This window comes from Aneurinibacillus aneurinilyticus ATCC 12856 (assembly GCF_000466385.1).
GTDB classification, from domain to species: domain Bacteria; phylum Bacillota; class Bacilli; order Aneurinibacillales; family Aneurinibacillaceae; genus Aneurinibacillus; species Aneurinibacillus aneurinilyticus.
On the sequence record NZ_KE952889.1, the window covers coordinates 1 to 17686 of the forward strand.

14 protein-coding genes and 1 pseudogene are annotated in these 17686 nt (G+C 44.0%); 10 read left to right on the forward strand and 5 right to left on the reverse strand.

All coding sequences use genetic code 11. From position 1 onward, the window contains the following. Positions 1 to 426 precede the first annotated feature (426 nt). A complete protein-coding gene (locus tag HMPREF0083_RS21620; RefSeq protein WP_040304360.1) occupies positions 427 to 1110 on the forward strand; it encodes a Crp/Fnr family transcriptional regulator in 684 nt (227 codons plus the stop codon). A gap of 46 nt (positions 1111 to 1156) precedes the next feature. Here HMPREF0083_RS21620 and HMPREF0083_RS21625 read toward each other — a convergent pair whose 3' ends face one another. Then, on the reverse strand, positions 1157 to 2020 hold the full coding sequence (locus HMPREF0083_RS21625; RefSeq protein ID WP_021623956.1) for a carbon-nitrogen hydrolase: 864 nt from the start codon (positions 2018 to 2020) through the stop codon (positions 1157 to 1159). 38 nt (positions 2021 to 2058) lie between these two features. Beyond that, entirely contained in the window at positions 2059 to 3444 is a 1386-nt protein-coding gene (locus HMPREF0083_RS21630) for an APC family permease (protein WP_040304376.1), read from the reverse strand. Between the two features lie 298 nt (positions 3445 to 3742). Here HMPREF0083_RS21630 and HMPREF0083_RS21635 point away from each other — a divergent pair, with 298 nt between their 5' ends. The 6 genes and pseudogenes from HMPREF0083_RS21635 to HMPREF0083_RS29965 all read left to right on the forward strand — a co-directional run. Then, a complete protein-coding gene (locus HMPREF0083_RS21635) occupies positions 3743 to 4999 on the forward strand; it encodes a sigma-54 interaction domain-containing protein (protein ID WP_021623959.1) in 1257 nt (418 codons plus the stop codon). An 8-nt stretch (positions 5000 to 5007) separates the two neighbouring features. After that, entirely contained in the window at positions 5008 to 5805 is a 798-nt protein-coding gene (locus HMPREF0083_RS21640; RefSeq protein ID WP_021623960.1) for a carbon-nitrogen hydrolase family protein, read from the forward strand. An 83-nt stretch (positions 5806 to 5888) separates the two neighbouring features. Further along, a complete protein-coding gene (gene addB, locus HMPREF0083_RS21645; RefSeq protein ID WP_021623961.1) occupies positions 5889 to 9428 on the forward strand; it encodes a helicase-exonuclease AddAB subunit AddB in 3540 nt (1179 codons plus the stop codon). Then, the gene (gene addA, locus HMPREF0083_RS21650; protein WP_021623962.1) at positions 9425 to 13249 is read left to right on the forward strand and encodes a helicase-exonuclease AddAB subunit AddA; all 3825 of its coding nucleotides are present in this window, start codon (positions 9425 to 9427) and stop codon (positions 13247 to 13249) included. The genes addB and addA overlap by 4 nt, the downstream gene beginning before the upstream one ends. A gap of 251 nt (positions 13250 to 13500) precedes the next feature. Next, positions 13501 to 14061, forward strand: coding sequence for a TetR/AcrR family transcriptional regulator (locus tag HMPREF0083_RS21655; protein ID WP_040304363.1), 561 nt, complete (start codon positions 13501 to 13503; stop codon positions 14059 to 14061). A gap of 50 nt (positions 14062 to 14111) precedes the next feature. Next, a pseudogene (locus HMPREF0083_RS29965) lies at positions 14112 to 14285 on the forward strand (MFS transporter); the annotation flags it as partial. A gap of 22 nt (positions 14286 to 14307) precedes the next feature. On the opposite strand, the gene HMPREF0083_RS26625 reads toward HMPREF0083_RS29965, so the two are convergent. Beyond that, positions 14308 to 14895, reverse strand: a complete 588-nt coding sequence (locus tag HMPREF0083_RS26625; protein WP_021623965.1) for a 3D domain-containing protein — start codon at positions 14893 to 14895, stop codon at positions 14308 to 14310. 170 nt (positions 14896 to 15065) lie between these two features. Here HMPREF0083_RS26625 and HMPREF0083_RS28350 point away from each other — a divergent pair, with 170 nt between their 5' ends. From HMPREF0083_RS28350 to HMPREF0083_RS21670, 3 genes are all read left to right on the forward strand, one after another. After that, on the forward strand, positions 15066 to 15239 hold the full coding sequence (locus tag HMPREF0083_RS28350; protein ID WP_021623966.1) for a hypothetical protein: 174 nt from the start codon (positions 15066 to 15068) through the stop codon (positions 15237 to 15239). A 35-nt stretch (positions 15240 to 15274) separates the two neighbouring features. Beyond that, complete coding sequence (locus HMPREF0083_RS21665) at positions 15275 to 15523, forward strand: hypothetical protein (RefSeq protein WP_040304389.1); 249 nt, start codon at positions 15275 to 15277, stop codon at positions 15521 to 15523. Positions 15524 to 15620: 97 nt separating this feature from the next. Further along, positions 15621 to 15881 (forward strand): YqkE family protein, encoded by a 261-nt coding sequence (locus tag HMPREF0083_RS21670; RefSeq protein ID WP_021623968.1) that lies wholly within the window; start codon positions 15621 to 15623, stop codon positions 15879 to 15881. Positions 15882 to 16011: 130 nt separating this feature from the next. Here the strand turns inward: HMPREF0083_RS21670 and HMPREF0083_RS21675 are convergent, their stop codons facing one another. Next, positions 16012 to 16530, reverse strand: coding sequence for a DUF309 domain-containing protein (locus tag HMPREF0083_RS21675; RefSeq protein ID WP_040304366.1), 519 nt, complete (start codon positions 16528 to 16530; stop codon positions 16012 to 16014). Positions 16531 to 16989: 459 nt separating this feature from the next. Then, positions 16990 to 17550, reverse strand: a complete 561-nt coding sequence (locus HMPREF0083_RS21680; RefSeq protein ID WP_021623970.1) for a helix-turn-helix transcriptional regulator — start codon at positions 17548 to 17550, stop codon at positions 16990 to 16992. Positions 17551 to 17686 lie beyond the last annotated feature (136 nt).

Consider the following 17686-nt stretch of genomic DNA (forward strand, 5'->3'; position numbering starts at 1 on the left):
GGGAGACGAACCGACGCCCGTTTGGGGCACAGTGTGGTGATGACCCACTCTGGATCATACTGGATAATCAACGCCCTTGATAAATTACATTTGATATTTTGATAGGGAAGCGTTATTGATCATTCGTTTTCATCATACCATAACAAAGCCAGAGCATACTTATAGCATGCTGCCTCATTCGGAAGAGAAGGAGGTAATAATGTGAAGCGCTGTTTTTCAATAAGTAACTATAAATATATTATGTAAACAAAAAGTAGGGTATTGCAGACAAGATAGTAATAGGCATCCTTACCAACCATGCCCATTGTTATTTTTTGGGAGGAATATGATTTTTCTGATAGTCTGAAAAAATGTAAAATGCTATAAATCCTTACGAATTCATATTATAATGAAAGCACCACCGCAACGAAACGAGGTGCTTACCTTTTGACAAACCTTTCAACCCCGCTGAAGGCTTTACTGCAGACATGTGCCACAACAAGAAAAATAAAAAAAGACACATATCTGTTTCATCAGGGAGAACTTGCGAATTCGATGTATATCATTCTTGCGGGACGGGTTCAGATCGGGAAGACCGATGCGGAAGGAAAAGAGTTAACGCTGCGTATATGCCAGAAGAACGATATTGTTGGAGAATTGATTTTGTTTGCCGACCACCCGAAATATGTTTTTAGCGCAAAATGTCTTGAAAATGGTGAGGTAGGTGTCATAAACCGAGAAACAATCGAGAAAAAGCTGCTAGAAAATAGGGATGTAGCATTTGAATTTATGAAATGGATGAGCGACCATTTCCGGCGCACACAGACAAAGTTTCGGGATTTGGTGCTCAATGGGAAGAAGGGTGCGCTATATTCTACGCTGATTCGGATGGCCAATAGCTATGGCATTAAGATAAAGGATGGAATCTTAATCGATTTGTCGATTTCGAATCGTGAGCTGGCCAACTTCTGCGGTTCAACCCGAGAGAACATTAACCGTACATTGCAGGAATTACGAACACAAAATATTCTATCATTGAAAGAGCAGAAAATTATTATCCATGATTTAGAACGCCTGAAGGAACTAAACCATTGTGATGATTGTTCAGTAGATATCTGCAATATTGATTAAAAGGAAAAAGCCTTCCCGTTTAGGAAGAAGGCTTTTTTCATGCCGTTTATTTTTGTGAAAATGCTTCTTGCTGAAGCAAAAGTCCATATGTGTCCGGACGACGGTCGCGCATAAATTGAAGCAGATTACGCGCAAAGTCAATTTCTGACTTGTCGATTTCCTGAATTAAAATCCCTTCCTCATCATCCAGCGATTGCAGGATATTTCCCAGCGGATTACTAACAAAGCTTCCACCATAAAATGTCATGTCTTTTTCCTGTCCAACCCGGTTTACTGCGGCAATGAATACGCCGTTGGAAATACCGTGAGCAGAAATCGCTTTTTCCCAGGAATATCGTGTGGAGAGCTCTGGATGATCCGGCTCGGAGCCGATAGCGGACGGATAGAATAGAATTTCTGCTCCTTGAAGAGCCAGAATACGGGCGACTTCAGGGAACCATTCATCCCAGCAGATTCCGATGCCGATTTTTCCATAGCGTGTTTCATATACAGGATATCCTGTGTTTCCAGGAGTAAAATAATACTTTTCATGATATTGAGGTCCATCAGGAATATGATTTTTCCGCGTTGTTCCAAGATAGGAACCATCTGCATCATATACGGCAGCACTATTAAAATATAATCCGCGTCCCGCTTTTTCATAGAAAGGTACGATAAGAACGACTTCTAGTTCCTTTGCCAGTTGGCTCATCGTTTGCAATGTAGGATTGTCTATCGGCTCGGCCTGCTCATACCCTTCCACGCAGACGGTTTGCGCGACATATTGGGCGTTAAACAGTTCTTGAAGACAAATGATTTGTGCACCTTGTGCAGCTGTTTCTCTAATCTTTTCGATATGATATTGCACATTATCAGGAATATTTTCCCCGCATTTTCCTTGAATTAGTCCGATGGTAACCTTTTCGTTCATTAGTATCGTTCCTCCTAAATGATAATGATTGTATAAATTTACGATGAAACCGCAGGATTTTCGATTTCCGTAAAGGAGTCTTCTGCTTCATTAAAATCGAAGCTCGGTGGCTTTTGAGTGAATCCTTTTGTTAAAAACAATAAATACATAATTCCAAGACTAACCCAGATGCTTCCCAAAATAATGGATTTTTTATCGAGACTCGTCCAAAGCCACATCGTAAAGCTTGTTCCGGCTAATGGCAACAATACATACAGAAGCAATCCTTTTACTCCCCGCTGTCGGTTACGAATATAATAGTGAAAAATAACCGAGATGTTGACGAAGGCGAATGCTACCAGTGCACCAAAGTTAATAAAGGATGCCGCTGTTACTAAATCAACGGTTAGGGCCGAAAGTGAAAATATCCCAATGAGCAAAATATTACGGTTGGGCGTTTTATATATCGGATGAATGTAACCAAATAGTTTTTTTGGCAACACGGATTCACGTCCCATAGCAAACAGTAGGCGAGCTGCACTGGCATGGGAGGACATTCCCGATGCAATCGTTGATGTAATTACTCCGGCGAGAAAAATAGAGCCAAAAATGGGACCGCCGATATGGGCGGCAATTTCAAAAGAAGCCGAATCGCTATCTTTAAAGGAAGCAAAATCCGGATATACGATGTGTGCGACATATGATACAAAAATGAAAAGCAATCCACCAATAAATGCGACAAGAAAAATTGCTTTCGGGACCGTTTTTTCAGGCGCAATCGTTTCTTCAGAGAGTGTGGTTACAGCATCGAATCCTAAAAAAGAAAGACAAAGGATCGAGGCGCCGGCCAGCACGAAAGAGTAGGAAACTTCGGGATTATAAAAAGGTAATACCGACAAAAATGTTCCCATGCCTATCCCTTTAGCCACCCCTTTCAAAGCAAGCACCACGAAAAGGATGGTAACGAGAAATTGGAATAAAACAAGCACCGCGTTTACCTTGGCCGTCATTTGAATACCAATAATATTAATCGTGGTAATTACGGCGATGAAACCAATAATCCATACCCATGACGGAATAGCCGGAAAAGCAGCTGATAAAAAGATACCAGCCAACAAGAAATTAATCATGGGCAAAAACAAGTAATCCAGTAATACAGCCCATCCGACAAGAAAGCCAAGATGTGAATTAATCGATTTTTGGGTATACGTATAGGCCGAGCCAGAAACAGGATACGCTTTCACCATTTTGCCATAGCTATAAGCTGTAAACAGCATAGCTAACAGTGCAAAGGCATATGCTGCCGGTACCATTCCATGTGTTGTCTGTGCTGCAACTCCGTACGTATTAAACACTGTCATTGGAGCCATATAGGCAAGACCGAGCACTACAAGCGGCATAAGTGTCAATGTTCGACGAAAATGGGGGGAATGTGTATTGTTCATACGAATCCCCACCATGGTTGATTAGCTTTCATGTAAAACCTCCTCTGGATTTCTTGATGTATTTCTCCTTTCGTATTTCTTAATAAAAGCAAAAATAATGCCAAATCAAAATTTACTGTAAAATGGAGAATTTTACGATTATAATAAATAAAAACGATGAAAAAAATCATTGGCATAAAAAGAGGGGAACAAAAGATTTTCGTTTATACATGCTTTTAAAGCGTTTTATAAGCTTAACCAATGAAAAAAATCATCTGATGATTTTTTTCATTGGTTAAGAGCTAACAGGAGGATACAGATGATTCATAAGCTAAAAATACAAGAGAATTGGATGCTTCATATGGTAAATAAAGAGAATGACAATTTGTTTAGCAGTCCTCAAACAGATATGTTGCATTCCTGCTTTAATGAAGAAGAATTTGAATTTATTACCAATATGATAAAGAAGAAGCTCGAATCTATGGAAAAACATTGTGTGCTTCAGATTGAGATTCTACCTGTTCAAGTGTTCCTTGCCAGGACGGATGAAAAAACGTTCATTGCAGTATCCATGCTTAAAAAACAGATGGAAGATACAAGAGAAAAAGAAGATGAACTGGATGTGGAAGCATTCATTGCTCGTTCGGCAAAGATGAAAGAGATTATGGAGATTGTAAAAAAAATATCGTACGTTGATTCATCCATTCTGCTGCTGGGAAAATCAGGTGTTGGCAAAAGCATGATTGCCAAGCTCATTCATAAATACAGCGCCCGTTCAAGCCGAAACTTTATCTCTATAAACTGCGGAGCGATCCCGGAGGCGCTTATGGAAGCCGAACTGTTTGGTTATACACATGGAAGCTTTACGGGAGGACAAAGAGGAGGCAAGAAGGGGATTTTTGAGTCTGCAAATGAGGGCACGGTGTTCTTAGATGAAGTAGGAGAACTGCCGCTGAATCTGCAGGTCAAATTGTTGGAAGTATTGCAGGAGAATTGCATCCGGCCTATTGGAGAAACCAAGCTTATTCCTGTTAACGTTCGTGTCATTGCAGCTACAAATCAAAATTTGCTGGAGCTTGTTCAGCAGAAGAAATTTCGTGAGGACTTGTATTATAGACTTAACGTTGTTCCAATTGAAATTCCACCACTAAGTGAGAGAGTCGAGGATATCACCGATTTGACACGCCATTTTCTAAAGCAGAAAATCAATAAATACGGTATTTTTAAGACGTTTCATCCTGAGGTCGAGGAAGTTTTTAAAAAGTACGAATGGCCAGGGAATGTAAGAGAATTGGAGAACATTATTGAAAGGCTGTTCATCACAACTGAAGAAAATGAAATTCAGCTTACACACCTGCCATCATTTTTTCATTCTTTGAGTGAAAATGCTTCTTCCTGTTATGATAAAGGAAATGACATAATACCATTAAAAAAAGCAAAAAAAATGCTGGAGAAAGAATTGATTGTAAGAGCGTATGACTTATATAAAAGTACGTACAAAGCAGCGAGAGCACTACAAGTCGATCAATCGACCATTGTAAAGAAATTAAAAGAATTTCGTGAAGAAGGAAGGTAGTCACCCATATGGTAACGATTGCACTGGCACAGCTGAAAGGCGTATTATTCAATAAAAATCTTAATGTAGGTCGTGTCTTAACAACGATTCAAACATGTAAAGAGAAAGGCGTAGATTACGTATTATTTCCGGAACTGTTTTTGACAGGCTTTTCTATTCAACATGAAATTGAAGCATTGGCTGAACCGGTAGATGGAGAAAGTATACAAACCATCCAGGAGAAAGTAAAGAAAACGGGAGTGGGCACAATTCTTGGCTTTGCGGAACGTTACGAAAACCGTTACTACAACTCGGCGGTATTTATTGAAAAAGACGGGAGCATCAAAGGGGTGTACCGAAAAATTCATTTGTTTGACAAGGAAAAAGAGTTTTTCACACCAGGAGAGGAATTTCCTGTATTCCATACGAAAGCTGGAAATATCGCTCTTATGATGACGTTCGATGTGGAATTTCCGGAAATGTCCCGAATTTATGCGATGCATGGAGTGGAATTAATTATGGTTTTAAACGCACATAACGTCCCGTATCAACCGCATCAAGGAATTTTTCTACAAGCACGAGCGCTGGAAAATCAAGTGTTCATGGCAGCGACCAATAAAGTGGGGCTTGAAGGAGATACACTGTTTTTTGGGGAAAGTGCACTGATTTCTCCTGAGGGACATTTCATAGAAAAGGGCGGAAATAACGAAGAAATAATTATAGCTTCCATTGAATTATCGGATGTATATAAAGTAAGAGAGGAGCAGCTAATGAAGTATTTGGAGAATAGAAAAGGCGAACTGTATAGCAGGCATGGACTTATCTGAACATAAATATGTAGTGGTCCGAATGAATGTTCTGCTATACAATTAAAGTATAATAGAGAAATCATGGAAAAAGGGGTTGGAAAATGATGGCCCTTCGTATTATCGTAGGACGTGCTGGCAGCGGAAAGAGTGCACATTGCATCCGGGAAATCCGTGATCGGCAGCAGCAGCAACCGATGGGGGCACCGCTTATCTATCTCGTACCGCAACAGATGAGCTTCCAAGTTGAATATGAATTAGCCGCTCAGGCAGGGGTATCTGGTACGATGCGTGCCCAGGTGTTTAGTTTTCGCCGTCTGGCATGGAAGATTCTGCAGGAGGTAGGCGGATTATCCCGTATACATATAGATAGTACAGGAATGAAAATGATACTGCGACGGATTCTTGAAAAGCGAGGCGGAGAACTTCGTGTATTCGGTCGCGCAATGGATCGGAACGGCTTTACTGACCAGCTAGAAGAGATGTACGGCGAACTCGTACGACATGGAATGACGGCGGAAGACTTGCTTGTCCAGCAGGAAGCACTGATCCGGCGGAATGAAGGTGAAGGAAACGGGTTTCTCGCTGATAAGCTGCACGATATGCATCTGATTTATGATGAACTGGAGCGTTATTTAGCGGATCGGTACTTGGACACGGAGCATTATCTGCCATTGCTTGCAGAACGATTAGAGCGATCACGCTACATTTGCGGTGCTGAAATCTGGGTGGATGGTTTTGAACATTTTACACCTCAGGAGCTTTTGGTGCTTAAGGGGTTGTGGACGTGCGCAGGTGACATGACGGTTACATTGACGCTTGAAGCGCCGAGCGATCCTGGTACTGTACCGGACGAGCTGGATTTGTTTTATTCGTCTGCCATAACGTATCGGGTACTTACGGAATTGGCAGAAAAAAGTGGCATTCGGGTAGAATCTCCAATCGTCCTCTCCCAAACCGGACCGGTAGCCCGATTTGCCCGCAATCCGGAGCTGGCTCATCTTGAAGCGTACTATAATCAACATCCTGTACGTCCGTATCCATATTCTGCAAATTCTATCCGGATGATAGCTGCTGCCAATCGGCGTGCTGAAATTGAAGGAGCTGCCCAGCGTATTCTTTCGCTTGTTCGAGATAAAGGATACCGCTGGCGCGATATTGTGGTGCTTGTACGTAATAGCAAAGACTATGAGCATCTATTTACTACTGTTTTCGAAGATTATGATATTCCAATATTCCTTGATGAGAAACGGCCTATGCTGCATCATCCGCTAACGGAATTGATTCGTTCCGCGCTCGAAGTTATTCGGTATAACTGGCGATATGAAGCAATTTTCCGCTGTATTAAAACGGAGCTATTGTTCCAGCCCGAAATAGAAGAGACGGCAGAGATGATGCGTCATCGGATTGATAGAATAGAGAACTATGTGCTGGCACATGGGATTGAAGGCTATCGCTGGACGGACCCGAACTGGGAATGGAAATATCGGATATACCGGGGATTGGATGAGAATTCGGTCGAGGTAGCGGCTACTATGCGGCAGAGCGATGAAGAACTGGCGATGGAGGAGGAAATTACGCAACTGCGCAAGCGTATTACAGCCCCGCTTCAACAATTGGAACGAGCGCTGACGAAAGCGAAAAATGTTCGCGAATTGTGTGAAGGCTTGTATCTTTTCCTTATGGAATTAAACGTCCCCCTTCATTTGGAACAATGGAGCGAAGCGGCGAAGAAGGAACATCGGCTTGAGCAGGCTCGTGAGCATGGACAAGTATGGCAGGCGCTTATCAATATGCTGGACCAAATCGTCGAAGTGATGGGCGATGAACGTATGGATATGGAAACATTCGCTTCGGTGATCGAAGCTGGAATGGAAAATTTGAAGTTCGCACTCGTACCACCGGCGCTGGATCAAGTACTGGTAGGAAGCCTGGATCGAACCCGTTTTGCCAACGTAAAATGTGCATTCATTCTCGGCATAAACGACGGTGTCATTCCAGCGCGGCCGAAAGACGACGGAATGCTTTCCGAAGGGGAACGGGAGACTCTTCTTGCGAGCGGTATGCTACTTGGACCAGGGAGCCGCCGCAAATTGATGGAAGAGGAATTTATGCTATACCGAGCGCTTACCTCGGCTTCTGAATATTTGTTCCTTAGCTACGCGTTGGCAGATGAGGAAGGAAAAGGACTGCTCCCCTCAGCTTTGATGAAACGCATGAAAGAAATGTTTCCACAGGTGAAGGAGGAGTTCGTTACAACCGAAGTGGCGGAAGTTGCTGCAGAAGAAGATCAGCTTGCTTTTCTCGCCAACCCGTCCCGCGCCCTATCCTATCTTAGCGCCCAGCTACAGCAATGGCGCAAAGGATACGGACTTGCCCCGCTCTGGTGGGATGCGTATAATTGGTTGCTTCGCGAAATGCCAGAACGACAGGCATGTGTAACCCAGGCACTCTTTTATCGCAACGAAGAACGCGCTTTACAAAAGGAGACGAGTCAGGCGTTGTATGGCAAAAAAATACGCGCCAGCGTCTCGCGTATGGAACGATTTCAAGCCTGTCCATTCTCGCATTTTGCTTCGTATGGATTAAAGCTGCGCGAACGTGAGCTATATCGCTTGGAAGCTCCAGACATCGGACAGTTGTTCCATGCAGCTCTGAAGCTGGTCGGGGAACATATGGAGAAGAAGCAAGTAGAATGGGGGGCGCTTGAAGCAGAGCAGATGCACCGGCTTGCAGCGGAGCAAGTTGATGTGCTTTCACCGCTTCTTCAGAAACAAATTCTGCTTAGTTCAGGACGTAACCGCTATATTACGCACAAGCTGAAAAATGTGGTCGGACGTGCTGCTGTTATGCTGGGCGAGCATGCCCGGCGCAGTAAGTTTACACCCCGGGCACTTGAGCTTGGATTCGGTATGGGTGCCCAATTGCCTCCTCTTGTATTTGATTTGAACGGCTGCACAATGGAGTTGGTAGGCCGTATTGACCGTGTAGATGGCGCGGAAAGTACACAAGGATTACTGTTGCGTATTATTGACTATAAGTCGAGCGCTAAAGACCTGGTGATTGAAGATGTTTATTTCGGCTTATCCTTGCAAATGCTGACGTATCTAGATGTGCTTATTTCCCAGGCGGAAGCATTTTTTGGCGAGACAGCCGTCCCAGCCGGTATTTTGTATTTCCATGTTCACAATCCATTGCTTCGTTCACTTGTTCCTCTTTCTGAAGACAAAATTCAGGACGAAATTCGCAAGCGCTTCAAGATGAAAGGGCTGCTCGTCGAAAATGAAGAGATTGTGCGATTGATGGATACGGAGCTTGAGACCGGCTATTCAGACATTCTGCCGGTTGCGCTGAAAAAGGATGGCGGATTTTACAGTACATCTAGAGTTATCTCCTCCGAGCGGCTTGATCAATTGCGCAGGTATACGCGTGCCATGATCCGAGAGGTCGGACAGCGAATTACAGATGGTGATATTTCCATTTATCCGTATCGGCATAAGAAACGGATTGCCTGTACATTTTGCACCTTCAAATCTGTTTGCCAGTTCGATCAAATGGTAGAACCAGGTGAATTCCATGTGTTACGGCGGGAGTCGGATGAAGTAATGTGGCAGGAAATCGTGGAGAAAGGAGAAAACGTATGAAAACGCTCGAAAAACCGATAGAAAGCACCTGGACAGATGAACAATGGGAAGCTATTGCGGCACGCGGATCAAATGTACTGGTAGCTGCCGCCGCTGGTTCAGGGAAGACAGCTGTGCTTGTCGAGCGTATTATTCGCCGTATTATTGATAAACATAATCCGCTTAGTGTGGATCATTTGCTAGTAGTGACGTTTACGAATGCGGCAGCCGCAGAGATGCGGCATAGAATTGGAGGGGCGCTGGAAAAAGCGGTTGCAGCCGATCCTTCCCCGTATTTACGCCGGCAGGTAACGCTGCTGAACCGGGCTTCGATTACAACGCTGCATTCATTCTGTATGGAAGTACTACAGCGCTATTATTATTTAATAGATATCGATCCTTCTTTTCGTATTGCAGATAGTACGGAAGCACAGCTATTGCGTCAGGAAGCGATGGATGAACTGCTGGAAGACGAATATGAGAAAGAAGATAACCCGTTCTTTTTCCGTTTGATAGATAGCTATACGGGAGACAGGGGAGACGAAGCGCTCCAGCATTTACTATTGAAAGTGTATGATTTTGCCCGCAGCCATCCATGGCCGGATTATTGGCTGGATGAGATGGCCAGTATGTATCGGGTAGGAACGATCGAAGCGTTCTATGGTTTGCCATGGTTTCGTTATTTGCGAAATGATGTGCAATTGGAGCTTACTGGAGCGCTTGAGTTGCTGCGTCAGGGAGGAGAGGTTGCTCAAATGAGTGGCGGACCCTTGCCGTATCTGGCGAATTTTCAGGAAGACGAGGTACTTATCAAGCGCTTGTTGGAGAAATGTGCGGGCTCATGGGAAGAACTACATGAAGCATTCCAGACTGCTGCGTTCGGCAAATTGAAACCGTGCAAAAAGAAAGAGTGTGACGAAGCATTAATTGAGAAAGCGAAAAAATTGCGTGATAGAGTAAAAGATACAGTAGCGAATTTACAAAGAGAAATGTTCGCCATTCCTCCCCAATCCTATTTCGAACTCACTCGCGAGATGTCACCGCTTATTGACAAGCTTATTGAGCTGGTTCGTCGCTTCGGTGAACGTTACAGCGCCCTGAAGCAAGCAAAAGGGTTAGTCGATTTCTCGGATCTGGAACACTATTGCCTGAAGGTGCTGTGTGATGAAAAGGCTGAGCCGGGTCTAATTTTGCCATCTGCCGCCGCACTGGAATATCGGGCGCAGTTTGGTGAGGTGCTTGTTGATGAGTACCAGGACACAAATGAGGTACAGGAGACGATTGTTCGTCTTGTAACAAAAGACGGCGACACAGAGGGAAATCTGTTCATGGTAGGAGACGTAAAGCAGTCGATCTACAGGTTTCGTTTGGCTGAACCAGGTCTTTTTTTGCATAAGTATAGGACGTATACGAGTGACGGAGCGGGAGGCGGCAAACGAATCGATCTTGCCAAAAACTTTCGCAGCCGACGTGAGGTAATCGACGGTACGAACTTTATTTTTAAGCAAATTATGACAGAAGCTGCCGGTGAAATCGAATACGACGATGCAGCGCAGTTGGTCCTTGGAGCCGAGGATTATCCGGAAAGCGAGGGCGTTGATTCTTGTGTTGAAGTATTGTTGATTGACCGGAACGAGGGAAAGCCTGGTGAGGAAGAGGCGGATACTGGAGCGGACGGTATGGAGTCCGAGGTTACAAATCCTTTCACCGGTGAAGATACTATCCCAGATGCGTCTGAACTGGAAACAGCACAATTGGAAGCGCGGCTCATTGCTAGTAAAATCAAACAATTAGTCGGTGCTACCGATCGTTCGCCATATCTTGTGTATGACAAAACAAGCAAAACAATGCGGCCTGTTCAATACAAGGATATTGTGATTCTGCTTCGTTCGGTGAGCGGGTGGGCACAGGTGATGGCTGAAGAGTTCAAATGGAACGGAATTCCAGCATATGCTGAGCTGTCCGGAGGTTATTTCGCAGCGACGGAAATCGAGGTGATGACTTCGCTGCTGCATATCATCGATAATCCGTTTCAGGATATCCCGCTTGCTGCGGTGCTACGTTCTCCGCTTGTGCAGCTTAGCGCGGAAGACATGGCTCAGGTCCGCCTAGCTCAAAAGGATAAGCCGTATTATGAATCGTTACTCGCCTACCTGGAACAAAACAAAGAGAATGGTTCCCTTCTATTCAAAAAGCTTCAGCGGTTCCGGAGCCAATTGGAAAGCTGGCGAACCGAAGCAAGACAGGGCGCATTATCTACGCTTATTTGGCATATTTATCGTGAAACCGGCTACTATGATTTCGTTGGTGGCCTGCCAGGTGGCAAGCAGCGGCAGGCAAATCTGCGCGCGCTTTATGATCGTGCGTGCCAATACGAGGCGACGTCATTTCGTGGCTTGTTCCGTTTTCTGCGATTTATTGAAAAAATGCAGGCGCAGGGCGGGGACCTCGGTACAGCACGGACATTGGGCGAACAAGAAGATGTTGTACGTATTATGACCATCCATAAAAGCAAAGGATTGGAGTTTCCTGTCGTATTTGTTGCAGGGCTTGCCAAGCAGCATAACTTTCAGGACTTGAACGGAAATTTTCTATTGCATAAGGAACTCGGATTTGGTCCGAAATACGTGGAGCCGCAGCAACGCGTTAGCTTTCCTATGCTGTCGCATGCAGCCATGAAGCGGCGGATGCGCCTGGAGCAGCTTGCAGAGGAGATGCGTGTGCTCTACGTAGCCTTGACCCGTGCCCGCGAGAAACTGTTTCTGGTCGGCACAGCAAAGCATCTGCCTAACGCTATAGAGAAGTGGGCGCGTCATATATCCGTTTCCGGCTGGACCCTTCCCGATTATGAACTGGTTAAAGGACGCACATATCTTGATTGGATCGGTCCCGCATTGTTGCGTCACCGGGATGCTGAGCCGCTGCATGCCATAATAGGTGGTGGTGAACGTTCGTTAGCCTGTGTACATGATCATGATTCGCGATGGTCGGTTGCAAGCGTTCCTGCCTCATCTCTTGTATGCACACTTGAAGAAGAAAAACAAATACAGCAAGAGATAGAACTTTCGATTGCTGAAGGGCGACCGGTGCCTATCGAAAGCTCTTATAGGGAGCAGGTAGAGCGGCAGCTTTCCTGGAGCTACGTACATTATGCCGCGACCGCGCATCTATCCAAGATGACCGTCTCTGAATTGAAACGGCGTCATCAGATTGCCATTCAGACAGAGGAAGTAGGCGGACCGTCTTATCTTCCTGGTTCATTTCGCAGTGACGCGGCGGAACGGCCGCAGTTTCTATCCGAGAAGAAGCTAAGCGCAGTCGAAATCGGTGTAGCGACACATACGGTTATGCAACAGTTGCCACTTGACAGAGTATTAACCGGAGAAGAGATTGCGGAGGAAGTGGAACGTATGGTACAGCGGGAATTGTTAACGCCAATGGAAGCTGCAGCTATTGATATGACCAAAATCGAACAATTTTTCTCCAGTGAAGCCGGACATAAGGTACGTGAAGGGCTTTGTATCTATCGTGAGGTTCCGTTTAACCTGCTTGTGCCGGCCCAGGAAGTATATGCCGATTGGGGGGAACGGGATGGAGAAGATTCCCATACGGAGATGGTATTGCTGCAAGGAGTAATCGATTGCTTAGTTGAAAAAGAAGATGGATGGCTATTGCTCGATTACAAAACAGACCGCACCGTTGATTTGCCAGACGGGTTGCTTCAGGCAAGATACAAAGAACAGTTAGACAATTATGCACGTGCGGTCACAAAAATTACAGGCAGACCAGTAAAAGAAAAAATGCTTTACTTTTTTGACGAGGCCCGTACGTTGTATTTATAAGTATTGGATTTACAGCTATTTTTTGTGCCGAAGGTTGGAGCGGCAAAACATCTGGATGGTCTGTCCGGATGTTTTGCTGCCCTGTATAGCTGAGGCAAAAAGCAGTCCGTATACGTTTTTCAAACGATACGTGTTTACAGCCCGGGTGTTTTTTAGGGTTGCACAAGGATGAATTTTCTGGTATTATAAACACTAAGAAAACTATTTTTGTTCAAATCGTTTTTTTAACGCGGGTAGCAGGAGGATTAATAATGAGGGAACGAATTCTGAAAGCATTTATCGAAGAAATTCGCGAAAACGGTATGAAGTTTACGATGGACGATTTGGCAAAACGCCTCGGCATTAGTAAACGCACTCTTTATGAACATTTTTCTTCGAAAGTAGAAATTTTAGAAACAATTATTGAACAAACCTTTTCGGAAGTAGAGCATAAAACCGAAATCATTGTTCAGGATGAAAATTTGACGATACTGGAGAAAATCAAAAGGGTCGTCACTGTTATGCCAACCTACGTGGAGTTTTATGATTTGCGTGTATTCGAGCAAATGAAACGATATTTTCCAAAGCAATGGGAAACATTACACGCGGAGCTAAACGATTGGGAGGCGCTTCGTTTTCTTGTTGAGGAAGGAATTCGTAAAGGGCAGCTTGCTGACATGAATGTAGCGTTTATTATGAAGCTCTTTATTGATGCTGCTAATTCGACGCTTGATCGCAATTTTTTTATGCAGAATAACATCTCAGTACCAGAAGCCCTCTCTTCTATTGTAGATGTATTGCTATTTGGGTTAGTACCAGAGAATAAAAGATAGTTGTTGCCCTTTTATTCTTTTCTTTTTTTATAATAAAACCAACTTCGACCATGTTTGGCATTTTATACAGTAGCTACGCTGTGGCTCTGCTTGTTGATCTTTTTCCGGCGAAGTTGAGAGGAACCGTCATGGGGATTGCTTTGACCGGTATTTCAACCGGATCGTTATTAGGAGCTCCACTTGGCGGCTGGTTACTTGAAGCAGGTGGCTGGAGCCATAATCCTTAAAGGTAAGATGAAATGCGATTTAGCGCCGTTTACGTTTTCCATCGCCCCATTTCACGACATACACATCAAGTGCCCGGCGGCCGAATGTATTGACCTGGCCCATGCTTGACATGAATACATCAATCTTGTTTCCTTTAATCGCACCACCCCTGTCATGAACGGTTCGATAGCCGATCCCTTCAATGTAGAGCACTGTGCCGAACGGAATATGACGCCCGGCGGCCACCGTATAACCAGCTTTTGTTCGGTGGCCGCTGGCCGTAATCCCGTAAAGGGGATGACGTGAAGATTTCCCCGTTTCCGAAAGGCCGTTTGTATAGGCCGATATGTTTCCGCGGAATTTTTGTAGGTAACGGACAGGCGGATTGCCACGAGCGGGGAAATCCTGCTCGTCCATATTTTCATTATATATCGCCGCAGCGAGTGACGGTCGATGATTGTTATTGTTCTGCATCGTTTTCGAAAGTATGGATGAAACGTATGTAATTGTCCTCGTTTCCTTTATGCTTGCAGCTTTGACTAAGAGATCTCCGTCTTTTGCGGGTCCGCACCAGATTGCCAACACCAACCCTACTATGAAGCAAATAATATGGGGTATCCTTTTCATTTGTTCTCCTTTCTTCTTTCCTAGTAACCTAGCGAAATATTCACCGACTTTTCTTATTCATATGGGGTGGGTTCATCCGATAGAACTTCTTTCTACTCTCAGGAAATTCATGTATAAAACCCCCCATTTTTCACAAGATAGAAAAAGAAGCATGGAAAGGTGGAAGGAAGATGATGGGTCGGCAGGATATTGAGAAGCTTATTGCAGATATTCAGCAGGAGCAAATTCAGGCTGCGCTTAACGCCAGCGATCGTCCCGAAAGTGAAGAAGTATACAAAGAAATCGGGCGTGCAAAGGGGCTGGCCTACGTGATTGGTCTTCTGAAAGAAAAGCTGCATAGTTAGGAGATAGTATCTTATAGCAAGAAAGGATGAAAAAAGTGACTACACCATATTTATGCCCGGCTTGCAAAAGTAATCGAACCCGATTTGCGATTATCGAACAGGTGCCGCGATATGTTAAAATGGACCCGCAGAGCGGCGAGATTGTAGAGGAATACTCATCAGGCACATTAGATGCCTTTCACCTGCCATATCAGGGAAGCGTACGTCGGATTCAATGCGGTGCCTGTGGGTTAACCGAGGATGAGCAAACGTTTATCGCAATGGCTAACAATTATAAGAGATAATGTTCGTAAGCCAGGGGTGACTGAAACTGTTTTCAGCACCCCTGCTTTGGTGTTATGATGAGAAGACCGGAAATTACATGGGGGGGGGAACCAAGAGATGGCGAAACAGAAAAGAGGGCAAAAATCAGCGGCGTCAGAAGCCCGGATAGAGAACCAGGGAGCGACATTACGTGATCGAATCGGCAATGATGCATTAGAGAAGTTGAGAGAAGTGTCCAGAACGATGCGTCAGGAAGAAGAGCAGCGTAAGGCAGCGGAACGTGAGCGTAAAATCACCGAACAAAAAATAAAAGAAAAAAACAAATCGTTTGCGGACTTGTTCGAAGAAAGCAATCTGGATTGGAAAAAGTTTAAATAACAAGACAAAAAACACCCGGCATGGCCACGAAAAGGCTATCCGGGTGCTTTTTGAATGAGGATATAAAGGTTAGGGGAGTATCCAGCCCATGTATTTGTGTTAAGTTTTTGAAGAACGAGAAATTTTTGTACTAAGAAGAAAGGTTCTGACGACGCAAGATCTCAGCTTCACGTTCGGCCAGTACATCGCTTCGATCACGCAGTTTATGCTTATGCAGCAGAAACTCATTTTGCAAATCACTTTTTGACAGCCAGTGTACTTGACGCTCAGCGCAGCGACTTTCACATGCTGCAAGCAGGCGTTCAGGATGAATTGGCAGGTCCATATCACTGTATGGTTTTTGTTCATGTAGCTCCTGCTTTCTGATCCGTAAACGCTCCATCAATTCGTGTCCGACAAATCCATACTGCTCTAGCTCTTTTTCATGTAAGTGCTGAATAGCACTATTGAACATTTTTTCGGCGCCGATGAAATTTCCTCGTCGATGGTGGTAAAGGCCGACTGCAATTTGGATAAGACCTACCCACATATCGCTGCGTTCTGCTTTAGGAAGGCTCTTCCAGTATTCTTCAAGCACCTCATGGCATTCGAAGTAATCGCGGTCAGCATGAAAATATACAAGATAATCAATGAATGCTTGTGGATACATAGGCGGCACCTCACTTTCTGTAGCACTTATTCCATCAATCATAGAGAGGTGAAGGACAGAAATGCAGCAGGAAAGTATACTTTTCTTTTTAGTTATACAATGGAGTAAGCTATAGACTTTATTTTACTATATGTAGGAGCAATTTCAATAAAACTGTATCATTGAAGAAATTTGGCTGAAGAATTTGAATCCTCCCAAGAAAGGAAAGTGGATCATGACCCGAAATTAAGACAGGAGCTTTGTTAGGATGACTTTGCTCCGCTGTTTTCCATCGTATGCAAACGAATCAATGAAAGGCTCTTTGCATTCTTACGGAAGCAGATAGTACTCAGCTGAAATTTTTATATCCTAGGAAATGTAGCAGGTATGACTTCCTTGACTCCATTTACCACTATGCCGAGAATTACGGATTGAACACTATGGATGCCAAGAAGAGGAGGCAGGTGGTAGGTTGTCACTTTAAACCAGTGCTGGAGTTAGCACGAATAAAATATGATTCGGTTCATCATTCTTGTTCAAAAATCGGTGTTTAACATTTGGCGGAATACGCACGACATCCCCTTCATTTAAAAAATATTCGGTGCCTTCCAGTTCAACATATGCTTGGCCTTTCATGACGACAGCAATTTCCTCTTGATCATCGTGTGAATAGTAGCTTTCTGTAGTGCTTGCGTATGCATTTAAATCCATCATTAAAAGTTTAATATGTGCTTTCATAAAGTCTGGTGTTAATACATCATACACAATATGGTTACTATTTTCACGATATACTTTCTTTCGCTCATGTTTTCTCGAAATAAGCGAATCCGTATCAATCTCATTAATGAAGAGGGTAAAGAGTGGTACATTTAATGCTTGCGCAATCAATTCCAGTACACTTAACGAGGGATTTGCTTGTCCTCTTTCTATTTGGCTAATAAGTGAGGTGCTGATTCCTGCATAATCGGCAAACTCACGAATTGTCATACCATGCTTTTTACGATAATTTAATACCGTTTGCCCGAGGCGATGATTGTTCATAGTAAAGCTCCTTTTGTACTAACATACTAAACATGGAGAAATAATCCTTTTTTCGATTACATAAATCTTTTATACTTACACTTGTGTATTATAATATATAAATTTTATTATTGTAAACAAACGCCTAGGGGGAGCA

Bases quoted from the DNA above. Each gene is read 5' to 3' on its own strand.
- HMPREF0083_RS21655 (WP_040304363.1), top strand. From the start codon at position 13,501: ATGAGGGAACGAATTCTGAAAGCATTTATCGAAGAAATTCGCGAAAAC.
- HMPREF0083_RS21680 (WP_021623970.1), bottom strand. From the start codon at position 17,550: ATGAACAATCATCGCCTCGGGCAAACGGTATTAAATTATCGTAAAAAG.
- HMPREF0083_RS21640 (WP_021623960.1), top strand. From the start codon at position 5,008: ATGGTAACGATTGCACTGGCACAGCTGAAAGGCGTATTATTCAATAAA.
- addA (WP_021623962.1), top strand. From the start codon at position 9,425: ATGAAAACGCTCGAAAAACCGATAGAAAGCACCTGGACAGATGAACAA.
- HMPREF0083_RS28350 (WP_021623966.1), top strand. From the start codon at position 15,066: ATGATGGGTCGGCAGGATATTGAGAAGCTTATTGCAGATATTCAGCAG.
- addB (WP_021623961.1), top strand. From the start codon at position 5,889: ATGATGGCCCTTCGTATTATCGTAGGACGTGCTGGCAGCGGAAAGAGT.
- HMPREF0083_RS21630 (WP_040304376.1), bottom strand. From the start codon at position 3,444: ATGAACAATACACATTCCCCCCATTTTCGTCGAACATTGACACTTATG.
- HMPREF0083_RS21635 (WP_021623959.1), top strand. From the start codon at position 3,743: ATGATTCATAAGCTAAAAATACAAGAGAATTGGATGCTTCATATGGTA.
- HMPREF0083_RS21625 (WP_021623956.1), bottom strand. From the start codon at position 2,020: ATGAACGAAAAGGTTACCATCGGACTAATTCAAGGAAAATGCGGGGAA.
- HMPREF0083_RS21670 (WP_021623968.1), top strand. From the start codon at position 15,621: ATGGCGAAACAGAAAAGAGGGCAAAAATCAGCGGCGTCAGAAGCCCGG.
- HMPREF0083_RS21675 (WP_040304366.1), bottom strand. From the start codon at position 16,530: ATGTATCCACAAGCATTCATTGATTATCTTGTATATTTTCATGCTGAC.
- HMPREF0083_RS26625 (WP_021623965.1), bottom strand. From the start codon at position 14,895: ATGAAAAGGATACCCCATATTATTTGCTTCATAGTAGGGTTGGTGTTG.